This is a genomic window from Candidatus Eremiobacteraceae bacterium (assembly GCA_035295225.1).
Classification (GTDB): Bacteria; Vulcanimicrobiota; Vulcanimicrobiia; order Eremiobacterales; family Eremiobacteraceae; genus JABCYQ01.
In genome coordinates this window covers 1-20,112 of the sequence record DATGJI010000005.1, presented here as the reverse complement: position 1 = coordinate 20,112, position 20,112 = coordinate 1, and the positions used below count along the sequence as shown (strand labels likewise).

The 20,112-nt window shown below is 63.3% G+C and carries 20 protein-coding genes; 14 read left to right on the top strand and 6 right to left on the bottom strand.

Features of this window, described 5'->3' with window-relative positions; genetic code table 11:
* Positions 1 to 64: 64 nt before the first annotated feature.
* Positions 65 to 475 (bottom strand): cobalamin B12-binding domain-containing protein, encoded by a 411-nt coding sequence (locus VKT51_00605; GenBank protein ID HLJ82657.1) that lies wholly within the window; start codon positions 473 to 475, stop codon positions 65 to 67.
* Positions 476 to 2,170 carry a methylmalonyl-CoA mutase family protein gene (locus VKT51_00600; GenBank protein HLJ82656.1) on the bottom strand — a complete coding sequence of 565 codons (1,695 nt, stop codon included), beginning with the start codon at positions 2,168 to 2,170 and terminating at the stop codon, positions 476 to 478.
* 132 nt (positions 2,171 to 2,302) lie between these two features.
* On the opposite strand from VKT51_00600, the gene VKT51_00595 reads away from it, so the two are divergent.
* The gene (locus VKT51_00595) at positions 2,303 to 3,751 is read left to right on the top strand and encodes an MBL fold metallo-hydrolase (protein ID HLJ82655.1); all 1,449 of its coding nucleotides are present in this window, start codon (positions 2,303 to 2,305) and stop codon (positions 3,749 to 3,751) included.
* Between the two features lie 149 nt (positions 3,752 to 3,900).
* Entirely contained in the window at positions 3,901 to 5,076 is a 1,176-nt protein-coding gene (locus tag VKT51_00590; protein ID HLJ82654.1) for an inner membrane CreD family protein, read from the top strand.
* Positions 5,077 to 5,107: 31 nt separating this feature from the next.
* Here the strand turns inward: VKT51_00590 and VKT51_00585 are convergent, their stop codons facing one another.
* The 3 genes from VKT51_00585 to VKT51_00575 form a co-directional block, all read right to left on the bottom strand.
* The gene (locus tag VKT51_00585) at positions 5,108 to 5,329 is read right to left on the bottom strand and encodes a hypothetical protein (GenBank protein HLJ82653.1); all 222 of its coding nucleotides are present in this window, start codon (positions 5,327 to 5,329) and stop codon (positions 5,108 to 5,110) included.
* A gap of 113 nt (positions 5,330 to 5,442) precedes the next feature.
* Positions 5,443 to 6,168, bottom strand: a complete 726-nt coding sequence (locus tag VKT51_00580) for a hypothetical protein (protein ID HLJ82652.1) — start codon at positions 6,166 to 6,168, stop codon at positions 5,443 to 5,445.
* A 213-nt stretch (positions 6,169 to 6,381) separates the two neighbouring features.
* On the bottom strand, positions 6,382 to 7,398 hold the full coding sequence (locus VKT51_00575; GenBank protein HLJ82651.1) for a kelch repeat-containing protein: 1,017 nt from the start codon (positions 7,396 to 7,398) through the stop codon (positions 6,382 to 6,384).
* A gap of 469 nt (positions 7,399 to 7,867) precedes the next feature.
* On the opposite strand from VKT51_00575, the gene infC reads away from it, so the two are divergent.
* The 9 genes from infC to VKT51_00530 all read left to right on the top strand — a co-directional run bounded on the left by infC (position 7,868) and on the right by VKT51_00530 (position 15,343).
* Entirely contained in the window at positions 7,868 to 8,515 is a 648-nt protein-coding gene (gene infC, locus VKT51_00570) for a translation initiation factor IF-3 (GenBank protein ID HLJ82650.1), read from the top strand.
* Between the two features lie 12 nt (positions 8,516 to 8,527).
* A complete protein-coding gene (rpmI, locus tag VKT51_00565) occupies positions 8,528 to 8,731 on the top strand; it encodes a 50S ribosomal protein L35 (GenBank protein HLJ82649.1) in 204 nt (67 codons plus the stop codon).
* A 35-nt stretch (positions 8,732 to 8,766) separates the two neighbouring features.
* The gene (gene rplT / locus VKT51_00560) at positions 8,767 to 9,141 is read left to right on the top strand and encodes a 50S ribosomal protein L20 (protein HLJ82648.1); all 375 of its coding nucleotides are present in this window, start codon (positions 8,767 to 8,769) and stop codon (positions 9,139 to 9,141) included.
* A 3-nt stretch (positions 9,142 to 9,144) separates the two neighbouring features.
* Positions 9,145 to 9,963 (top strand): RNA methyltransferase, encoded by an 819-nt coding sequence (locus VKT51_00555; GenBank protein ID HLJ82647.1) that lies wholly within the window; start codon positions 9,145 to 9,147, stop codon positions 9,961 to 9,963.
* A 336-nt stretch (positions 9,964 to 10,299) separates the two neighbouring features.
* Positions 10,300 to 11,322, top strand: a complete 1,023-nt coding sequence (gene pheS, locus VKT51_00550; protein HLJ82646.1) for a phenylalanine--tRNA ligase subunit alpha — start codon at positions 10,300 to 10,302, stop codon at positions 11,320 to 11,322.
* A complete protein-coding gene (pheT, locus tag VKT51_00545) occupies positions 11,322 to 13,766 on the top strand; it encodes a phenylalanine--tRNA ligase subunit beta (protein ID HLJ82645.1) in 2,445 nt (814 codons plus the stop codon). The genes pheS and pheT overlap by 1 nt, the downstream gene beginning before the upstream one ends.
* Positions 13,767 to 13,884: 118 nt before the next feature.
* Positions 13,885 to 14,322: an antitoxin Xre/MbcA/ParS toxin-binding domain-containing protein gene (locus VKT51_00540; protein HLJ82644.1), complete on the top strand. Its 438-nt coding sequence runs from the start codon at positions 13,885 to 13,887 to the stop codon at positions 14,320 to 14,322.
* On the top strand, positions 14,323 to 14,802 hold the full coding sequence (locus tag VKT51_00535; GenBank protein HLJ82643.1) for an RES family NAD+ phosphorylase: 480 nt from the start codon (positions 14,323 to 14,325) through the stop codon (positions 14,800 to 14,802). It abuts the gene before it with no gap.
* Positions 14,803 to 14,812: 10 nt separating this feature from the next.
* A complete protein-coding gene (locus tag VKT51_00530) occupies positions 14,813 to 15,343 on the top strand; it encodes a CvpA family protein (protein HLJ82642.1) in 531 nt (176 codons plus the stop codon).
* 179 nt (positions 15,344 to 15,522) lie between these two features.
* On the opposite strand, the gene VKT51_00525 is transcribed toward VKT51_00530, so the two are convergent.
* Positions 15,523 to 16,863, bottom strand: a complete 1,341-nt coding sequence (locus tag VKT51_00525) for a hypothetical protein (GenBank protein HLJ82641.1) — start codon at positions 16,861 to 16,863, stop codon at positions 15,523 to 15,525.
* 302 nt (positions 16,864 to 17,165) lie between these two features.
* On the opposite strand from VKT51_00525, the gene VKT51_00520 reads away from it, so the two are divergent.
* From VKT51_00520 to VKT51_00510, 3 genes are all read left to right on the top strand, one after another.
* Positions 17,166 to 17,519, top strand: coding sequence for a hypothetical protein (locus tag VKT51_00520; protein HLJ82640.1), 354 nt, complete (start codon positions 17,166 to 17,168; stop codon positions 17,517 to 17,519).
* A 109-nt stretch (positions 17,520 to 17,628) separates the two neighbouring features.
* A complete protein-coding gene (tkt, locus tag VKT51_00515) occupies positions 17,629 to 19,683 on the top strand; it encodes a transketolase (protein HLJ82639.1) in 2,055 nt (684 codons plus the stop codon).
* 67 nt (positions 19,684 to 19,750) lie between these two features.
* The coding region (locus VKT51_00510) for a transaldolase family protein (GenBank protein HLJ82638.1) at positions 19,751 to 20,112 on the top strand (362 nt) is incomplete at its 3' end.

Sequence of the window (20,112 nt, the reverse complement as noted above, 5' to 3'; positions counted from 1 at the left end):
CCCGTCGCGCTCGTAGTAGGGCAAGCAACGCTTGCCCAAACGCGACTAGACGTAATGGTCGCGCTCAGGCCCGCGCGCGCTTCCCGCATGCGTCGCGCACGAATTCGATCGTCGTGGCGATCGGCGTTCCCGGCGTGAAGATCGCAGCGATGCCGGCTTCGAGCAATGGCTTCACGTCTTCGTCCGGTATGGTACCGCCGCCGAAGAGCACGATGTCGCTCGCGCCCTCGCGGTCCAGCAGTTCTTTGATGCGCGGAAAGAGCGTCATGTGCGCGCCGGACAAGACGGACAAGCCGATGCCGTCGACGTCTTCTTGGATCGCGGCTTCGACGACTTGCTCGGGCGTCTGATGCAAACCCGTGTAGATCACCTCGACGCCCGCATCGCGCAGCGCGCGCGCGATCACCTTGGCGCCGCGGTCGTGACCGTCGAGCCCGGCTTTGGCGACGAGGATGCGAATCGGCCGCTCGGTCATCTACACAAACGCCGGTTCGCGGTAGCGCCCGAAGACCGGCACGAGCGCCTCGGAGATCTCGCCGAGCGTGGCGTGGCTGCGCACACAGTTCAGGTAGTGCGGCATGAGATTCTCGGTGGTTTCGGCCGCGCGTTTGAACGCCGCAAGCGCTTCCTCGACTTTTGTGCCGTCGCGCCCATCGCGGAATTCCGCGACGCGCCGGCACTGTTCGAGTTCGACCGCGCGATCGATCTTGAGCAGCGAGATCGGCTGCTCTTCGTCGGTGAGAAATTCGTTGACGCCCACGATGATCCGTTCGCCGCTCTCGATCTCGCGCTGATAGACGTACGCCGCGTCTGCGATCTCCTTTTGGAAGAAGCCGGCGTGGATCGCGGGGATGACGCCGCCGAACTCCTCGATACGCCGGAAGTAGTCTTCTGCCGCGCGCTCGATGTCGTCGGTGAGCTTCTCGAGGAAGTACGATCCGCCGAGCGGGTCGATGACGTTCGTGACGCCCGTCTCGTACGCGATGACTTGCTGCGTGCGCAGCGCGATCTGCACGTTCTTCTCGGTGGGCAGCGCCAGCACTTCGTCGAGCGAATTCGTGTGCAGCGACTGCGTGCCGCCGAGCACTGCGGCGAGCGCTTGGAACGCCGTGCGCATGATGTTGTTGTCGGGCTGCTGCGCCGTGGCTGAGCAACCGGCGGTCTGCGTGTGGAAGCGCATGGCATGCGAGCGCGGATTTTTCGCGCCGTACTTGTCGCGCATGTGACGCGCCCAGATGCGCCGCGCCGCACGGAACTTCGCTATCTCCTCGAAGAAATCGGAGTGCGAGTTGAAGAAGAACGAAAGTCGGGGCGCGAAATCGTCAACGTTCAGCCCGCTCTTGATCCCCGCTTCCACGTACGCAAACCCGTCGGCCAGCGTGAAGGCGAGCTCTTGCGCAGCGGTGCTGCCAGCTTCGCGGATGTGGTAGCCGGAGATGGAGATCGTGTTCCACTTCGGCACGTGCTTCGAGCAGTACGCGATCATGTCGATGATGATGCGCATAGACGGTTCCGGCGGATAGATCCATTCTTTCTGTGCGATGTATTCCTTGAGCATGTCTGCTTGCAGCGTGCCGCCGAGCTTGTCTTGCGGAACGCCGCTCGCTTCTGCAGCCGCGATGTACATCGCCAGTGCGACGGGCGCCGTGCAGTTGATCGTCATGGATGTGGTGATCTTGCCGAGGTCGATGCCGTCGAACAGATCCATCATATCTTGCAGCGTCGAGATCGCGACGCCGCATTTGCCGACCTCGCCGAGCGCGCGCGGGTGATCCGAGTCGTAACCCATGAGCGCGGGCATGTCGAACGCCACGGAAAGCCCGGTCTGACCCTGAGCGAGGAGGAATTTGTAACGCTCGTTGGTCTGCTTTGCGGTGCCGAAGCCGGCGAATTGACGCATGGTCCAGAGCCGGCCGCGGTATCCGGTCGCATGCAATCCGCGCGTGTACGGATATTGCCCCGGGTAGCCGAGGTCGTTCTCGACATCGAGTCCGGCGACGTCTTCGGGTCCATAGAGCGGTTTCAGCGGGTGGTTGGAGATCGTGCGGTCGTTCGCGCCAGGCAGCTTCTTGCCGGCCTCAAAGGCGCTGCGCCACGCCGACTCCTTCGAGTTCGCGCCGTTCGTGCGAGCGGGCGTTTTTTCGGACATATTGTCGACGGTTTTCGCCACGAAATTCTTCCTACAGTGCTGGTGGATGTCAGACGTTCGCGTTACCGGGACGGTTCGCGCCGAAGCACGGACTGGCCTGCGCTCGCGGCGAACGACGGACGCGGCGGCGGCCTGTAGCGGGCGCGCTTCTTTATGCCGGCCGGCGGGGGGTTCGCGTTGTACTTCCGAGAGTTCTACGACGAAGGTCTTGCGCAAGCGTCCTATCTCATAGCCGACCCGCACGCCGGCGTAGCGCTCGTCGTCGATCCGCGCCGAGATGTGCAATCGTATCTGGACGTGGCCGAGCGCGAAGAACTCCGCATCATCGCGGTCACCGAAACGCACATCCACGCCGACTACCTGTCCGGATCGCGCGAGCTTGCTGCCGCATCCGGCGCGACGCTGATGTTGTCCGGTGAAGGCGGTGCGAACTGGTCGTACGCCGGCTTGGACGGCTCTGCGCACCGGCTGCTTCGCGACGGCGACGAGATCGCGATCGGCGATGTCCGCGTGCGCGCGCTGCATACGCCGGGGCACACGCCGGAACATCTCGCGTTCGCGGTGTACGACGGCGCGGCATCTGCCGACCCGATGCTGCTGCTGAGCGGCGACTTTGTTTTTGTCGGAGACGTCGGGCGGCCGGATCTTCTCGAGCAGGCAGTCGGCGTCGCCGGGTCCGCAGACGCGGGCGCGCGCCAGATGTTCGAGAGTCTTCGATCCAAGTTTTTGACGTTACCTGATTTTGTGCAGGTCTGGCCCGGTCACGGCGCAGGTTCGGCGTGCGGCAAAGCGATGAGCGCTGTGCCGAGCACGACGGTTGGATACGAACGGCGCTTCGCTTGGTGGGCGCCGTTTCTGCGCAACGGCGACGTCGACGGCTTCGTGCGCGAGCTGCTCGACGGTCAATCAGATGCCCCGTCGTATTTCGCGCGCATGAAGACGATGAATCGCGATGGCGTGCCGGTGCTCGGCCGTTTGCCGCAGCCCGCGCAGATGGACGCGGAAGCTGTTGCCTCGGCTCTTGCCGGCGGCGCAACGATCCTCGATGCGCGCGATGCGGAATCGTTTGCAACGTCGCACATCAAGGGAGCGGTCAACGTTCCTGACGGGGATCGCTTCTCCGCGTGGAGCGCATGGATCGTGCCCGCCGACAAACCCGTGCTCCTTGTGGCGCCCGCGACCCGCGTTGCCGATCTCGTGCGGCGTCTCGTCCGCGTCGGCATCGACACCATCCGCGGCTACGTCGCTCCGGACAGCGACGGCTTGCCGCATTCGAGTCTGACATTTGTCGACGCCGGCCGCGCGCATGACTTGTGGCAATCCGGAGCGGCCGTGATTCTCGATGTTCGCAATCGCGGCGAATACACCGCGGAACATATTCCCGGTGCCGTGCAGATCGCCGCCGGACGCATCGTACGCGAGATCGATCGTGTGCCGCACGATCGGGCGCTCGTGGTCCACTGCGCGAGCGGCGGGCGCGCTGCCGTTGCCGCGAGTGCGCTCGCAGCGCGCGGCTTTGAGAACATCACCTGCATGACCGGCGGCATCGCCGATTGGCACGAGCGCGGTTACCCGCTCGAGTCCGGCCTCGTCGCAATGTAGGGCGGACCTTTATGGTCCGCCGCTCACTTCCGGCCTCGTCGCAGTGTAGGGCGGACCTTCATGGTCCGCCGCTCACGCCCAAAGGACTTGCAATCCCATTTACTTTGTGATACAAAGTATTCAGCACGGTAACTTTGTGAGGCAAAGTAATGGTCAAGCACCTCATCGCGCTGCTCGTGATCCTACTCGGCGCGACGGCTTCATGGATGATCTTGGGCGGCACCCTCTACGATCGGACCAATCAAGCCACGACCGAAGAACAGACCGAGATCCAATCGCTGTGGGGGCCCGACAACAAACAGGTCGCGCCGACCGTGACGTACGCGGCGAGGAAGTCGACTCGCCAACTCGCCCTGGACGCGAGCACGATCGACGTGAACCTCGCACTTGAAGAACGCCGCAAGGGCTTGCTGTACTTCAACGCCTATCGCGTCGATTTTGCCGGCACGTATACGATCACCAATTCCAGCAATGCGCACCTTCTGGTTTTCTCGTTACCCTTGCCGGCGCAAGACGGCGTATACGACGATGTACGTCTTTCTGTCGACGGTCGCCCGACCTCCGCTTCGATCGAGAATAACGCGATCATCGGCGCCATCTCGGTGCCCCCCGGCCAGGCGATCGAAGTGCTCGCCGCATACCGGACGCAGGGCAGCGGCCAGTGGCTCTACGATTTCGGCGATGGCGTGAATTCCGTCCACGACTTCGACCTCACGATGCACACGAACTTCGCCGCGATCGACTTTCCGGCCGCGACGCTCTCTCCGACATCGGAGCAGCAGTCGGCGTCGGGGTGGCGGCTCGAGTGGCGCTACAAAAATCTGATCACGGGCCACGACATCGGAATGGTCGCACCCGAACCCATGCAGCCAGGTCCGCTCGCGCAACGCATCACGTTTTGGGCGCCGCTCTCGTTGCTGTTCTACTTTTTCGTGATGGTCATCCTGACGACGGTGCGCCGTATCGATCTGCACGCCATGAACTATTTCTTCCTCGCCGCGTCGTTCTTTGCGTTCCATCTGCTCTTCGCGTGGACGGTCGATCGACTGTCTATCGGCGCGGCGTTTGCGCTCTGTTCGGTCGTATCGATGACGATGACCATCACGTATCTTCGGCTTGTCGTCGGGCTGCGTTTTGCCGCGGTCGAAGCCGGCCTCGCCCAACTGTTCTATCTGATACTCTTCTCGCTTGCGCTCTTCAACGAAGGGTTCAGCGGACTCGTGGTGACGGTCGGAGCGATCATCACGCTGTACCTCTCCATGCTCGTCACGGCGCGGCTGAACTGGCATCAGGTGTTCCAGACGAAGCCGGTGGTCGCGGAATGACCATAAGCGTCGGCGCGGACGGTCGACGCCGCTATTGCGCGCGGTCGATGCGATCGGTGACGCGGACGTGTTGACCCCACGGCGTCGTAGCGTGCCAATAGTAGACGCGGACTTTCGTCTTTCCGATGATCATGTCCGCGGGCCAGCCGCCGTCACAGACGATGGGATCGTCCATGTGACCATTCAATGGCGGGATCGCGCAGCGGGTCTGCTTTCCGTCGATATACATGGGCCAGCCGGTGAAGAAAGCCACTTCACGGCCCGATGCGTCGCGAATCGCCGCACCGCCCGAACGAAGCGAGGGCCGCGATCGAGCGTGCGCTCGAAGGGCCCTCGCGTATCCGCGCGATGCGGAAAGACTCCGGGCTAGCGCTTCTTTGCGAACGGGTTCTTAAAGCGCAGCACTTTCGAGAGATCGATTCCGCGGATGATGCCCACGCTATGATAGGTCAGCCCCCACGAATCGATGGACGAGAGATCGGGGAAGATGCACGCCTCTAGCGTTTGATCGACCGTTCCGAGGTTCACCCAGCCGCCGCCGGCGCCGGTCGTTCCGCCGAACTGGTCCGAGCCTCCCAACAACGAGCAGTAGCACGATGCCGGGTTGCCGCCGCATTGGCCGACCGGCACTTGCGCGTAGTAGGCGACCGCGGCGAGCGTCGGTTTTTGCGTGTAGAGCGTGTCGAGGAAGAGATGGATCCGCGAACCGTCGCGCGCCTTGTAGCGGCAGAAGCTGCGATCGCCGGCGAGTTGGAGCGGGTTCGGTCCGTTCGTGCCGTACCATGCGGTGCGCGTCTCGACGGCGCCGCCAGTCTGCACGCAATATGCCGCCGCGAGCGTGGGATTGAAGTCTGGGCTGACGCCTTGTGCGAGGTTTCCAGGACCGGCGGCAAATGCGGCGCTTGCTGAAAGGACAGCAGCCGCAACGACGCCGACAGAAATGATCGAGAGTTTCACTATGATCTCCTGACATTCGAAAAAACTACGACCACGGTGAGCGATGAACGCTCCCGCGCGAGTCACGTAGCGTTCGATGCCGCGAGAAGCGATGCTTGCCTTCGGCAACGCTATGAACCGTTCGGCCCATGTCAAATCCGTGCACCTTCACAGTGCTTTCAGACTAAGGGGCTACCGTTGGTGTGCAGGGACATTCGGCGGACATCGTTCGCCGGATTCAGCGGCGGGCTGCGGCGGTGCCGGCGGTCTCCTCGGTCGGGCCGCCGCTCGGTCCGGCTCACATATCGTGAGCCGACCTACCACGATGGCCACGCTGAAAGGGCCGACATCATGTCGGCCCCTCCATTGTTACGGCGTGTATATCTGCGTATCGTTGAATATCTGGCGCTTCGCGTTGTTCGTGTTGGTGCCGTCGAAACAATAGAGCAAGCCGTTCACTGTTGCCGACGCCGTGTAGAGTGCTGCCACGGGCATCGGGGCAAGGCTGGCCCACGTGTCGGTCGCGGAATCGTAACCATCGAGACGCGTCTGCGCGTTTGCAGTTGACACACCAGACTTCGCCCCGCCTGCTGCGTAAAGGATGCTGCCTATACCGGCCGCGCAGCCGCCGTATCTGTTCGAAGGCATGAGGCGACGCGCTTTCCACGCAGTCCCTCCTGACTTGTAGAGCTCGTTGTCGGACGTCGTCTTATTGGCGTTCGTGTATCCCCCGGCTGCAACGATGTCGGATCCGACCGTGCCGACGTACGCCGATTGCTTTGCGACGATGAGATTCGGTGCGTCCGACCAGGAGTCCGAACTCGGATTGTACACATAGACGGCGGCGAGTCGCGATCCGCCGTTGAATCCTCCGACGACGTAGATGAGACCGTTCAATACGGTCGCTTCCGTGACATAGTCTTGCGCGGGCAGCGATGTCTTTGTCGACCATTTGTTTGTCGTGGGATTGTACGCCTCAACCACGGCGGTCACGCTGTTAGTGGAATCAAAGCCTCCGATCGCATAGACGATTCCGTTAACGCCGGCGGCCGCCAGGCCTGTTCGTTTCGTCGGCATCGGAGCACCGGTTGACCACGTGTTGGATGCGGTGTCGTAGACATCGTTCTTGCCGACCGTGCCTGTCGCGCTCATTCCTCCGAGAACGTAGACCTTCGTGCCGACAACGGCCGCGGCCGCACCAAGACGCTTAAGCGGGTCCGGTGCACCCATGCTCCACGTGTTGCTGGTGAAAGGCCGCGCCGCAGAAGTGTACGGAGCTTTCTGTCCGCCTGCGAGCGGCATGACGTGCGATCCGCCGCCGCATCCGGTGCTCAGTACTGAAATGGCGACTATGAAGATTGCGCAGGACGATGATCGAAAAAACATTGAGGACTCCTATAGGAATCTGCGGCCGATTCAGACCAACCTGAGTCGAACCAATTGGTCGGCATTTCGCGCGCGCGAGCGCCATACCGCTGCGCAGGCGAGAAATGGGCCTTTCCCCCTAGCTGCGGCGGCTTGGGCAAGCGCCGCTTGCTCTGCTACAAACCCTTGATAAGGTGGCCTTTGGGGCAAGCGATGCTTGCCCTACTACGAAACGTTCCGATGCGGGACGCCTTGACCCGAGGCACTGAAATTCGGTATACTACGCGAGCAGTACCCCTTCGCACCGGCCGGCGCCGCAAGGCTGCCAGACCGGTCCGAAAGACGAAGGCAGTTCGCATCTCCATCGTCTTTCTTCGGGTAGCCTGCCGCGCGGTGGGCTTTTTCGATTGCCGGCCGCGACAGAGCCGAACCAATAAGGAGCACTCGCACATTCAAAGATCTTCATCGCAACCGCACGGGGTAGCGTTCGATTAGCCGGCCGCTCCGCGTAAACGAACAAATACGGATTCCCCAGGTCCGCGTCATCGCGGACGACGGCGCTCAACTCGGCATCATGATCACGCGCGATGCGCTGGCGTTGGCACGCGAACGGGGAGTCGACCTGATCGAAGTCTCGCCCAACGCCGTGCCGCCGGTCTGCCGTCTTTCCGATTACGGCCGGCTCAAGTACGAACAGGCGAAAAAAGACAAAGAGACGCGCAAGAAGTCGCACAGCATGGAGCTCAAGGAAGTCAAGCTTCGTCCGAAGATCGAGGAGCACGACTACCAGACGAAGTTCCGCACCGCCGAGCGGCTCCTCATGGGCGGCGACAAAGTAAAAGTGACGATCATGTTCCGCGGACGCGAAGTCACATACGCACAACACGGCCGACGACTGCTGGATCGCGTCGCGGCGGATTCGAGCAAAGTCGCCGTCGTGGAACGCGAGGCGCGGCTCGAAGGACGCAACATGTTCATGATCATCTCGCCGCGACCGGAGATCGTCGCGGCGGCGCAGGCCGCGCACGCGGCCAAACAACATCAGCCCGGTGCGCCTGCCGCGCATAACAGCAGCGACAGCAGCGACAGCAGCGCGAGCAACGATAGCGGCGAGCCGAGCGAACCGACAGAAGAGTAGGAAACAGACGTCATGCCCAAACTCAAAACGCACAAGGGTGCCGCCAAGCGAGTCAAAGTCACCGGCACCGGCAAGTTCATGCGCGAGGCCCAGTTCTCGGGCTGCAGTCATATTCTGACGAAGAAATCGCCGAAACGTATCCGCAAGTTCCGCAAGCAGCGCGTCGCCGACAAGACGGACACTCCGCGCCTGAAGCGCAAGCTGCCGTACGCGTAACCTTCGCATAACGTTCCAAGAGGAGATCGTCAGACATGGCACGCGTCAAACGCGGAATGATGTCGCTGAAAAAGCGACGCAAAGTACTCAAAGCGGTCAAAGGCTTTCGCGGCGCGCGCGGCCGCAACTACAAGGCCGCCAACGAAGCGCTCCTGCATTCGCAGATCTACGCTTTTCGCGATCGTCGCGTGCGCAAACGCGACTTCCGCGCGCTGTGGATCACGCGCATCAACGCGGCGGCGCGCCAGGAAGGCCTCACCTATAGCCGGCTCATGAGCGGCCTGAAGAAAGAAGGGCTGAACATCAACCGCAAAGTGCTCGCCGATCTCGCCATCAACGACGCGAGCGCATTCTCCAAGCTCCTCGCGCTTGCGAAGAAGCACGCGCCGAAGGTGGCCGCAGGAGCGTGACCGGTGGCTAGCGGCACCGCGGGTTTTCACCACCCGCTCGTGCGCGCGGCGAAGGCACTGCATCACAAGAAGCACCGCCGAGAAGAGCGGTGCTTTCTCGTTGAGGGGCCGAACCTCGTCGCCGCGGCGCTCGACGCGCGCGCCCGCCTGCGCACGATCTTCTTCAATCCGCGCGACGCCGCAACGCCGATCGCGGAGCTCGCGGCGCGCGCGAAGGAAGTCGGCGCCGACGAGATAGCAGTAGACGAGCGCACGCTTTCCGTTCTATCGACCACGCGCAATCCGCAGGGCATCGTCGCCGTCGCCGAGTTCGTGGACAAGCCGATCGAAACACTCGCCGCTCTCGTTCGCGACACGCCGCGCTCGCTCGCATTGGTCGTGCACGACATCGGCGATCCGGGAAACGCGGGCACGCTCGTGCGCAGCGCCGATGCGTTCGGCGCGTGCGCCGTCTGCTTCGGGCCGGATGCGGTCGAGCCGTATAACGACAAACTCTTGCGCGCAAGCGCCGGCGCGTTTTTTCGCGTGCCGATCTGCACGTACGACAACTGGGCGCAGATGGCGTCCGCCGCACGCGCCGCCGGCATGCAGTTGTTCGGAGCCGAAGCGGGCGCAGCCGATGTGCGCGCGGTCACAGCGCCGGCGCGCGTCGCGCTCGTGGTCGGACACGAGCGGCACGGCTTGACCGGCGTGTCTTCGGGAGACCTCGACGTACGCATCGGAATTCCGCAAAGCGCGCAGTCCGATTCGCTCAACGCGGGCGTGGCGGGCAGTCTCGCGCTGTACGAATTGAGCCGCCACATCGGGACCTTAAAACCTTAGGAGTGAGAACGAATAACCCGGAAAAGTCAAGCCTTGTCAAGCCTTGTTCGTCCCGCGACCCTATGCTATACTTTAGCCCAAGCGGCCACGATGGCTATGAGGGGGTCGGCAAAGACGATGCTTTCTCAAACATTTTTCTGGACGTTTTTCAAGACCACGGGATCTGTCCAGGCCTATCTGCTGTATAAGCACATGGCGCCGCAGGCGTCGCACTCGTAGACGCACGGTCGGCCCCGGCCGGCCTCCATCGCTAGCAGTCCGGCAGGTGCCGGACTATGAGAATCCATCACGGTTGGCCGCACTTCTAATGCGGCCGATTTTATTGCGGGGGACGATGTGAGCGACCAACTCGCCGAGCTCGAGGCATCGGTTCTCGCGCGGGCGGCGACGATCACGACGCGCGCCGATCTCGAAAAGTTGCGCACCGAAACGCTCGGCCGCAAGGGCGGCGCGCTCTCGCGCGCCATGTCCGGCTTGGCCAAACTTCCACCGGCCGAAAAAGCGGAGTACGGTCGCCGCGCCAACGAGACGAAGCGCGCGATCGAGTCGGCCTTGGATGCCGCACTTGCTACCATTGAAAAGGCGGAGATCCAGGGCGACCTCTCCCGCACCTACGACACCACGTTTCCGGGCACCACGCCGCGCTCCGGCAGCCTGCACCTCTTGCGCCAGACGCTGGACGACGTCGTGGATTTCTTCCGCAGCCGCGGCTTCGCTGTCGTGTTGGGTCCGGAAGTCGAGAGCGAATACTACGCGTTTGAGGCCGTCAACATCCCGGCCGAACATCCGGCGCGCGACAACATGGACACCTTCTACTTGCCCAACGGTTCGCTGTTGCGCCCGCATACCTCGTCCATGCAGGTCCGCGCGCTCAAGGCTAATCCGCCGCCCATCGCCGTCTTGGCCCCCGGCCGCGTGTATCGCCGCGATGCGCTCGACGCAAGTCACTCGTTCATGTTCCATCAGATCGAAGGCTTGCACGTCGATCGCGGGGTGAATTTCGGCCATCTCAAAGGCTTCGCGGCCGACCTCTGCCGCCATCTGTTCGGCCCCGACCGGCGAACGCGGTTCCGCCCTTCCTATTTCCAGTTCACCGAGCCGTCGGCGGAAGTGGACGTCTCGTGCGGCGTCTGCGGCGGGCGCGGCTGCCAGACGTGCAAAGGCACGGGCTGGCTCGAGATGGGCGGCAGCGGCATGGTGCATCCCAACGTGCTGCGCGCAAGCGGCTACGATCCCGAAGAGTATTCCGGCTGGGCCTTCGGCCTTGGCACCGACCGCATCGCCATGCTGCGCCATGACATCCACGACATCCGGACGCTGTTCGAGAACGATCCGCGGTTCTTGGAGCAGTTCGCCTGATGCACGTCTCCGTCTCGTGGCTGCGCCGCTACCTGAAGACCTCCGCGTCGTCGGCCGACATAGCCAACGTCTTGACCGCGCGTGGCTTCACGGTGGACGGCATCGCCGAGCAACCGATGCCCGAGCATGTCGTCGTCGGCAAGATCCTCTCGCTCTCGCGCCATCCAAATGCCGACCGCTTGCAGGTCTCCGAAGTCGACATCGGCGCTGAAAAACTGCAGATCGTGACCGGCGCGACGAACGTCGCCGTCGGCGACTTCGTGCCGATCGCGAAGATCGGCGCGGTGGTCTTCTCGCGCGAGCCGTCGACGGATGGCACGCGCAAGACGCTGCCGATCAACGCGTCGACGTTGCGCGGCGTGGCATCCAACGGCATGATGTGCTCCGCATCGGAGCTCGCGCTCCCCGGCGAGTACGACGACGGGATCGTCATCCTCGATTCGGACGCGGTCGTGGGCACCGACTTTTGGCAGGCGGTGCGCTTCGGCGACGCGGTGCTCGACGTGGACGTGCCGAGCAACCGCCCCGACTGCCTTTCGATCATCGGCTTGGCGCGCGAAGCGGCGGCGGGTCTCGGCGCTCCGTTTGCGGCGCCCGACTTTGACGTCTACGCTGGTTCAGATGATCCGGGGATCGCCGTCAAGATCGCCGACGCCGCGATCTGTCGCCGTTTGGAAGGTCAGCGTTTTTCGGGAGCGGGCAACGGCCGCACGCCGTTCTGGATGTCGCTGCGCCTGCAGGCATCGCGCGTGCGCAGCCTCGGACTGCTCGTTGATATCTCCAATTTCGTGCAGCTGGAGACGGGCCAGCCGCTGCATTTCTACGATGCGTCGAAGATCCGCGGCGGCAGTATCGTCGCGCGCGGCGCCGCCGCCGGCGAAAAAATCGTCACGCTTGACGGTGTCGAGCGCACGCTTGCCGCGGGAACGCCGGTGATTGCCGACGCCGATGGCCCGGTTGGCATCGCCGGCATCTTCGGCGGCCAGCGCGCGGCCGTTGACGAGTCGACGACTGAAGTCTTCCTCGAATCGCCCAACTTCGTCGGCGCACCCATTCGACGCGCTGCGCTTGCGCTCGGACTGCGGACCGAAGGCGCATCGCGCCACGAGAAAAATCTGCCGCTCGAACTCGTGGAATTGGGGCGAAGGCGCGCAGCGCAGCTTTTGCTCGCGGCCGGCGCAAAGGCATCGGCGGTGGTGTCGGCAGGCGAAAATCCAGGCCCGGCGCGATCGATCACAGTACGGCCGGATAGAGTGAACCACGTGCTCGGATCGTCGCTGCTCGCCAAAGACATGCGCGCGGCGATCGAACCGATCGGCTTGGCGGCCGAAGGCTCCGATCCGTTCGTGGTCTCGATCCCATATTGGCGTACCGACCTCAACGAAGAAATAGACATCATAGAAGAGGTCGCGCGAGCGATCGGCTTCGATAAGATCCCGGAACGGCGAGTGGCCGCGTCGCCGCAATCGGTCGACGAGGACTTGTTCGTCCAGGATTCGATCCTCGCGCGTTCGTTCGCGGCGTCGGGTTATGCGGAATGCGTCACGATCGCGCTCGGCGGTTCCAAGATGAAGTCGGCATGGGAGCGATCGGGTCTGCCGTTCTGGTCGAAGCTGGTGGAAGTCACCAACCCGCTCTCCGACGATCAGCGTTTCTTGCGCCCCAGTCTACTTCCGGGATTGCTGACCGTCGCGACGCGCGCGTGGGAGCGCGCCGACGGCGCGGTGCGTCTGTTCGAGATCGGCCACGTCTTCCGGCCGCTCGATTCATCCGACGAACCGAAACCTGCGGCCGGTTCCGGCGCGTTCGATGAGAACGGCGTGCTCGAGTGGCCGTCGCTCTGCGGGCTTGCCATGTATCCGCCGGCCGATTCCGCGGGCTCCTTGGATCGTCGGCTGCTCGAGGTCAAAGGCGATGTCGTGCGCGCGATAGAGACGCTGACGCGCGAGCCGTTCAAGACCGTGCCCGCGCCGCGCTCGTATTTCCACCCTGGAGCCTCAGCCGATCTCGTCATCGGAGAACGCACCGTGGCGAAGTTCGGCCGCGTGCATCCGTTGCTTGCGCGAGCCTACGATCTCCCCGCCGACACGTACGCGTTCATGCTCTATCTCGAAAATCTGCCGCAGCGCAAGCCGGTGCGCACGTTTGAGCCGTTGCCGAGGTATCCGGGGACGACGCGCGACATCGCGGTGGTCGTCGCCGAGAACGTGAGCGCGCAGGACTTGACCGAAGCGTGCCGCGCCGCCGGCGGAGATCTGTGCGAGAGCGTTCGAGCGTTCGATGAATACCGCGGGCCGCAAGTCGAGGCCGGCAAGAAGAGCATCGCGTTGAAGATCGCGTTGCGCCGCAAAGACGCCACGATCACTGACGCCGAAGCCGACACCGCGATGGAAAAAATCCTCGCAGGCCTGCGCGATCGCTTCGCCGCCTCGCTCCGCACGTAGAACCTTCCTTAGGGACTGCTACGTTCTCGCGGCCCTTCATCGGCCGCTGGTGCCCCGCGATGCCCCTTGTCCCGACCGCAAATCTGCGGTATGATGACAGCAGAAAGGCAGTGTGGTCGTGAAGGTGCTCATGGCGCAAGTGATCGACGTGCTCGGCGGCAAGAACGTGATCCGTCAACGTATCGGCAGCGAATCCGACATGCAGAAGTTGATCGAGCACGGGCTGCCAGGCCGGTCGCTGCGCGCGCTTGGGCTTCGTCTCGAGTTGACGAACAAGGAATTAGGCGACGCCGTCCTCATACCGGAGCGCACGCTCATCGCGCGGCAGAAGCGAGCCACCTTGCCGGTCGACGAGAGCGACCGCGTCTTCCGGCTGGCGCGCGTTGTTGCATCGGCGCTCGCGGCATTCGACAACGCCGATAAGGCGAAGCGGTGGCTGCGCAAGCCCAACCGGTCCCTCGGAGGGCGGACGCCGCTCGATGCGAGCCGCACTTCGGCCGGCGAACGTCAGGTCGAAGACGCACTCGGCCGGATCATGTACGGAACCATCGGCTAGGTGCGGTGCTGGCGCATCTGCCGAGTGAAGTACAAAACCCGCGCGCTTGACGGCAACGGCGCGAAGGAAAGGCCGGGGCGCTGGAATTCTTTCGGTGTGCCGGTCGCGTACTGTTCGTCTATGCCGTCGCTGGCGTGTCTCGAATATCTCACCACCGTCGATCTCGAGGATATGCCCGACGATCTCGGCATCGTCGGCATCGATCTACCCGACCATGCCGTTGCGCGCGTAGGCGTCCACGAACTCCCGCCGGATTGGCGAGCAGTGCCGGCGCCCGAATCCACCCGCACTTTCGGCGATGACCGGCTCGCACGAGGGCGTTCGCTTGCAATAGCGGTGCCGTCCGTCGTCTTGCCCACGGAAGATCCGACGATCGAGTGGAATGTTGTTGTAAACCCAACGCATGCGGATTTCGCGAAGATCAAGACGTCCGAACCGAACAAGATCGACCTGAGTCGCTTCTTCTCCGGGGAAAACTAAACGGCCAGATATGAACTGGGTTGACATCCTCGTCGCGCTCACGCTGCTCGCGGCGTTCTGGGGCGGCTACAGGAACGGGCTCGTGCGCGAAGTCATCGGTCTCGCAGCTGTGGTTCTAGCGTGGCTTGCAGCCACGGCATTCGCAGGCGCCGCAACCGACTGGATCTCGGCGCAATGGACTGTGGCGCCGGCCGTCGCGCGCGTCGCGGCGTTCTGGGCCGTGTTCCTTTTGGCGTTCGTCGTGGTGCGCGGACTCGGCTGGCTGCTCGAGCGTGTCACCAAACTTCCGGTGATCAGCATCGTGAGCGGCATCGGCGGCGGTCTTGTCTCGGGCGTGAAAGCACTCGTGCTTCTCTGGGCCGTCTTGTTCGTCGCGCTGTTCTTCCCGATGGACAAGCAGGTTCGCGAGGCGCTGCGCCAGTCGCCGAGCGCGACGCTGATCGAATCGTTCGACGGTCCGGTCGTCGCCGCGATCGATGCCGCGCTGCCGAAAGTGACGCGGCCGGTGTGGCATGTGGTGATGAAAAAGCACAAGCTGTGAAACGTGGGCCGACTGGCGTCGGCCCCTTCGGCATTTTATCGCGGGCGTGGAAAATGTAGGCCGACTGCCGTCGGCCCCTTCGGCATGTCCCTTCAGCATCTGTGGGCGAGTTATAAAAAAGAGGGCCGACTGACGTCGGCCCCTTCGGATTAGTTTTCCAGCGGGGTAGTTCTTCCGCGCTAGCGTTGTGGGAGCGGGGTGCGCTGCGGATGCGGGATGGGCTGCGGCGGCGGAGCGTGCGGACGACCGTGCACGACTGCCGACTTGCGGATGATCACAAACGGGTTGTAGCTGACGCCGGTGAACAGCGTGCCGGTGGTGTCAACCCAGTTATTGCTGCCGCCATCGAGGAACGTGAACGCGACGTGGTCATTCGATTGGATGACGCCGCCGGGCGCCAAGATCGTCATCGTGGTCACCGCGGTGGGGGTCGGCCCGTACGTGACGTTGCCGAGCGTCGAAAGTTTCAAGAACGTCGAACCCTGCGACGTCAGCTGGACGTAGGCGAGCGATGTCTGATTGGCCGGATCGAAGAGCGTTGAATCAAACGGCTGCGAGAAGGTAAAGGTGAACGTTATCGGCGGCGAGAGCGGGGTTCCAACCGTTTGCAGATTCGAGACTGTGAACAGACCGCCGCTTCCCGTACCGGTTGGCTGCGGGTTGGCAGCTGCCGGCGAGCCGCCGTGACCGAGCGCGAGCAGCGCGATGCCGGCGCTCAAGATGATGTAGAGCGGGTTGAATCCGGATCCGCCGTTGCTCGGCGGCGGAAGAATTGCGGGCTGCGCGTTGAGTCCGACAAGCCGGTCGCCGATCGCGGGTTTGTATCCGGCGGATGCGTTGACGATGCTGACGACAGCATACGAACCCGAGATCTGCGTGATGTCGGCTTCCGCAACTTTCTGGCCATCGCGCAGGACGTTGAAGTGCTGACCGAGCGCGAAGCCCTCGGCTGAACCTAAGTCCGCGTCGAGTTCGCCGTTATACGTCGAGTAGATGGTCCCCATCGGCGTGCGCGGCGCTTCGAGCGTGGCGATGTTCGAGGCAAAGGCGGCCGGCATCGCGTGAGCATCCGACGGCGGGTACGACTGCGTGAAGACCTGCGAGCGCACGAGCATGACGTTGTCGACGCGATAGACGCTCAAACTATAGTAGGCTTGCCCGTTGGCGTACTGCACGATGTTGCCGACGACGACTTCATCCGCGCCGGCTTTGGCTGCCGCGTCCAACGCTGGTCCGAACGATCCGCCCGCCAGATCTTGCTTGATTGCGAGCGGGCCGCCGCCTATCGCCGTGTATGCAGGCGACGACGAGATGGACTGATAAAGCGCGGCGCTCATCGCATTCACGACCGATGCGGGAGCGGCGGCTTGGTTTTGGAACATCGATACTGCAAGGCGCACAGGCGCGGCGCCGCGCGCGGGCATGGCCGCCGGCGCTGACACCGCGGCGATGAGTGCACAACCAGTCGTAATCGAAACGATTCGGAAAAAGAACGAGCGAATGCCGGCGAAACTGCTCACTGTCGCACAACCCTCTCAAGGTACGGCCGCGCGCGGCCGCTTAGGCCAGGGCGATGATCGCCCTTCCATATTTACAAGTTATCGGCCGCGTGTTCGACCCGCCTTACCCGTCCCACCCTGCGGGGAGAATCGTTTTTCGTAGTAGGACGAGCGTTGCTTGCCTGGCCGGCGCGGACTTGGGCCGACCAGCGTCGGCCCATTTCAAACAACATGCGTTGCATGCCGCTCACCGATTACGTGGGTGACGGCGACGACGATTTCTCACGCCGTCACGAAATGACGTCGAGTGTTGTCCTACGCGCATGAGCCCGGCAACATTGGCGGCGCAAAACGTCCGAGTCTACGACTCCGGCGGACCGATCGAGATCGAAAGCGCGTCGCTTGCGGGTGACCACGGACACGTCCGCCTCGTCATCTCCTACCGCAACCGCGGCAACACGGACGTCCAGCGCTTCATGGTCTCGGCCGCTTGCCCGGGCTCCGGCCGAAAGCTCTGTCTCGTCGGCGCTTCGATCGGCCCCGGCCATTCGTGCGCCGCGTCGGTCGAACTCTTCCAGCTGCGCCACATCCCCGCGCATCTGACGGTCGCGGTGACGCGTGCGCGTTACGCCGACCGCTCGCTCTGGACCCTCGACCAGACATCCAAGAGCGCCTAAACGCCGTACAGTAAGGCGTAGAAACCCCCAAACCAGGGACCCTTTCGAGCCGCGCCCAACGGGTTTGCATTCGCTCTGATCACGCGTGTCACGTTACCGGAGGCCAACATTGAAGGCGCCTACTGCTGTTTCATCGCCCGCTGAGCTCGACCAGCTCTGCATCAACACCATCCGCACGCTTTCGATGGATGCCGTCCAGAAGGCCAACTCCGGTCATCCCGGCACGGCGATGGCGCTCGCGCCGCTTGCCTATGCCCTGTGGACGCGCCACATGCGCTACAATCCCGCAAACCCCCAGTGGCCAAATCGCGATCGCTTCGTGCTCTCTGCCGGCCACGCGTGCATCCTGCAGTACACCATGCTCTACCTGACAGGCTACGACGTGAGTCTCGACGATCTCAAGAGCTTCCGCCAGTGGGGTTCCAAAACGCCCGGCCATCCGGAATACGGCCATACGCCGGGCATCGAAGCCACGACGGGTCCGCTCGGCCAGGGCTTTGGTAACGCGGTTGGGATGGCCCTGGCCGAGCGCATGCTGGCGGCGCGCTTCAATAAATCTCCCGGCGCGGCGGTGCCGGTGAATCATTTCACCTACGTCATCTGTTCCGATGGCGACTTGATGGAAGGCGTCGCGTCCGAGGCGGCGTCGCTGGCCGGCCACCTGCAGCTCGGACGGATCATCGCGGTGTACGATGATAACCGCATCACGCTCGATGGCCCCTCCGCGCTCTCATTCAATGAAGACGTCTGCGCGCGATTCAACGCCTACGGCTGGCACACGTGCGCGGTGGAGGACGCAAACGATCTCGACGCGATCGACGCGGCGCTCAACGCAGCCAAAGGCGATCCGCGGCCGTCGCTCATCCGCCTGCGCAGCCACATCGGTTACGGCGCACCGCACAAACAAGATACGAATGCGGCGCACGGCGAGCCGCTCGGCGCAGACGAGATCAAATTGGCCAAGAAATTCTACGGCTGGCCGGAAGACGCGCAATTCCTCGTGCCCGACGAAGCGCTGGCGCAGTTCCGCAAAGCGTTGGAACGCGGCGCACAATACGAAACCGAATGGCGAAAAGAATTCGATGCATACGCCGGCGCCGATCCCGAACTCGGGCGCACGTTCACCGCGCAGATCGCGGGCGAACTGCCGAAGGGCTGGAGCGACGGCTTGCCGACCTTCAAGCCCGAAGATGGGCCGATGGCCACGCGCGACGCCTCGAACAAAGCGCTCAACGCAATCGCTGCGAAAATGCCCGCGCTCGTCGGCGGCGCAGCCGACCTTGCGACGTCGAACAAAACCGACATCAAGGACGGCGGCAGCATAGAGGCCGGCTCGTTCGGCGATCGCATCCTGCACTTCGGCGTGCGCGAACACGCGATGGCCGCAGCGTTGAACGGCATGACCCTGCATCGCGGGTTCCGCGCGTTCGGCGCGACGTTTCTCATCTTCTCGGACTACATGCGGCCGTCGATCCGGCTCGCGGCCCTCAGCCGCATCAACCCCATCTACGTCTGGACCCACGACAGCATCGGTCTCGGAGAGGACGGCCCGACGCACCAGTCGATCGAGCAGCTCGCGAGTCTGCGCGCCATCCCGAACATGACCGTCCTGCGCCCCGCCGACGCAAACGAGACCGCGATCTGCTGGCGGCTCGCGGTCGAACACACGGAGGGCCCGGTGGGCATCGTCTGCACGCGCCAGAAGATTCCGGTCTACGCGGCTGAAAGCGTGCGCGGCGCGGAGCGCGGCGGTTACGTCTTATCTCGCGAAGCCTCCGACGATCCCGCCGTGATCTTGATCGGCACCGGTTCGGAAGTGCAGTGGTGCGTTGGCGCGCAGAAGATACTCAAGGATAAGGGCGTGCACGCGCGCGTGGTGAGCCTGCCATGTTTTTCGCTCTTCGACGCGCAAGACCAGGCGTACCGTGACTCCGTCCTGCCGCCAAGCGTCACCGCGCGTGTGGCTATTGAAGCAGCAGCCCCCTTCGGTTGGGAGCGATACGTCGGCATGAAGGGTACGATTATCGGTATGCGGCGTTTCGGCGCGTCGGCGCCGGCCGACACATTGTTCAAAGAATTCGGCTTCACGTCCGAGCACGTCGCCGATGCGGCCGAGAAGGCAATCGAACAATCCAAAACGGTCACTGACCTTTATCGCCAATAAGTAAAAGGCGGACGCTCATGGTCCGTCGGCGGACCGTAAAGGTCCGCCCTACAGAAAGAAATAACGAATGAATCCGCTCACCAAACTCATCGACTACGGCCAGTCGTTCTGGCTCGACAACATCAGCCGCGGTTTCACGCGCGCCGGTTCGCTCGCCGATCTGATCGCGAACGACGGCCTGCGCGGCGTCACGTCGAATCCCACGATCTTCGAAAAGGCGGTTGGCTCTAGCGACGATTACGACGACGCCATCCGCGAATTAGCCGCACAGAGCAAGACGCCGGAACAGATGTACGACAAGCTCACGACGGACGACATCCGTGAAGCCTGCGACACCTTCCACGGTCTCTACACGCAGACCAAAGGCGGCGACGGTTTCGTCTCCATCGAGCTGCCGCCGCATCTCGCCAAAGACACGGCGGGTTCCAT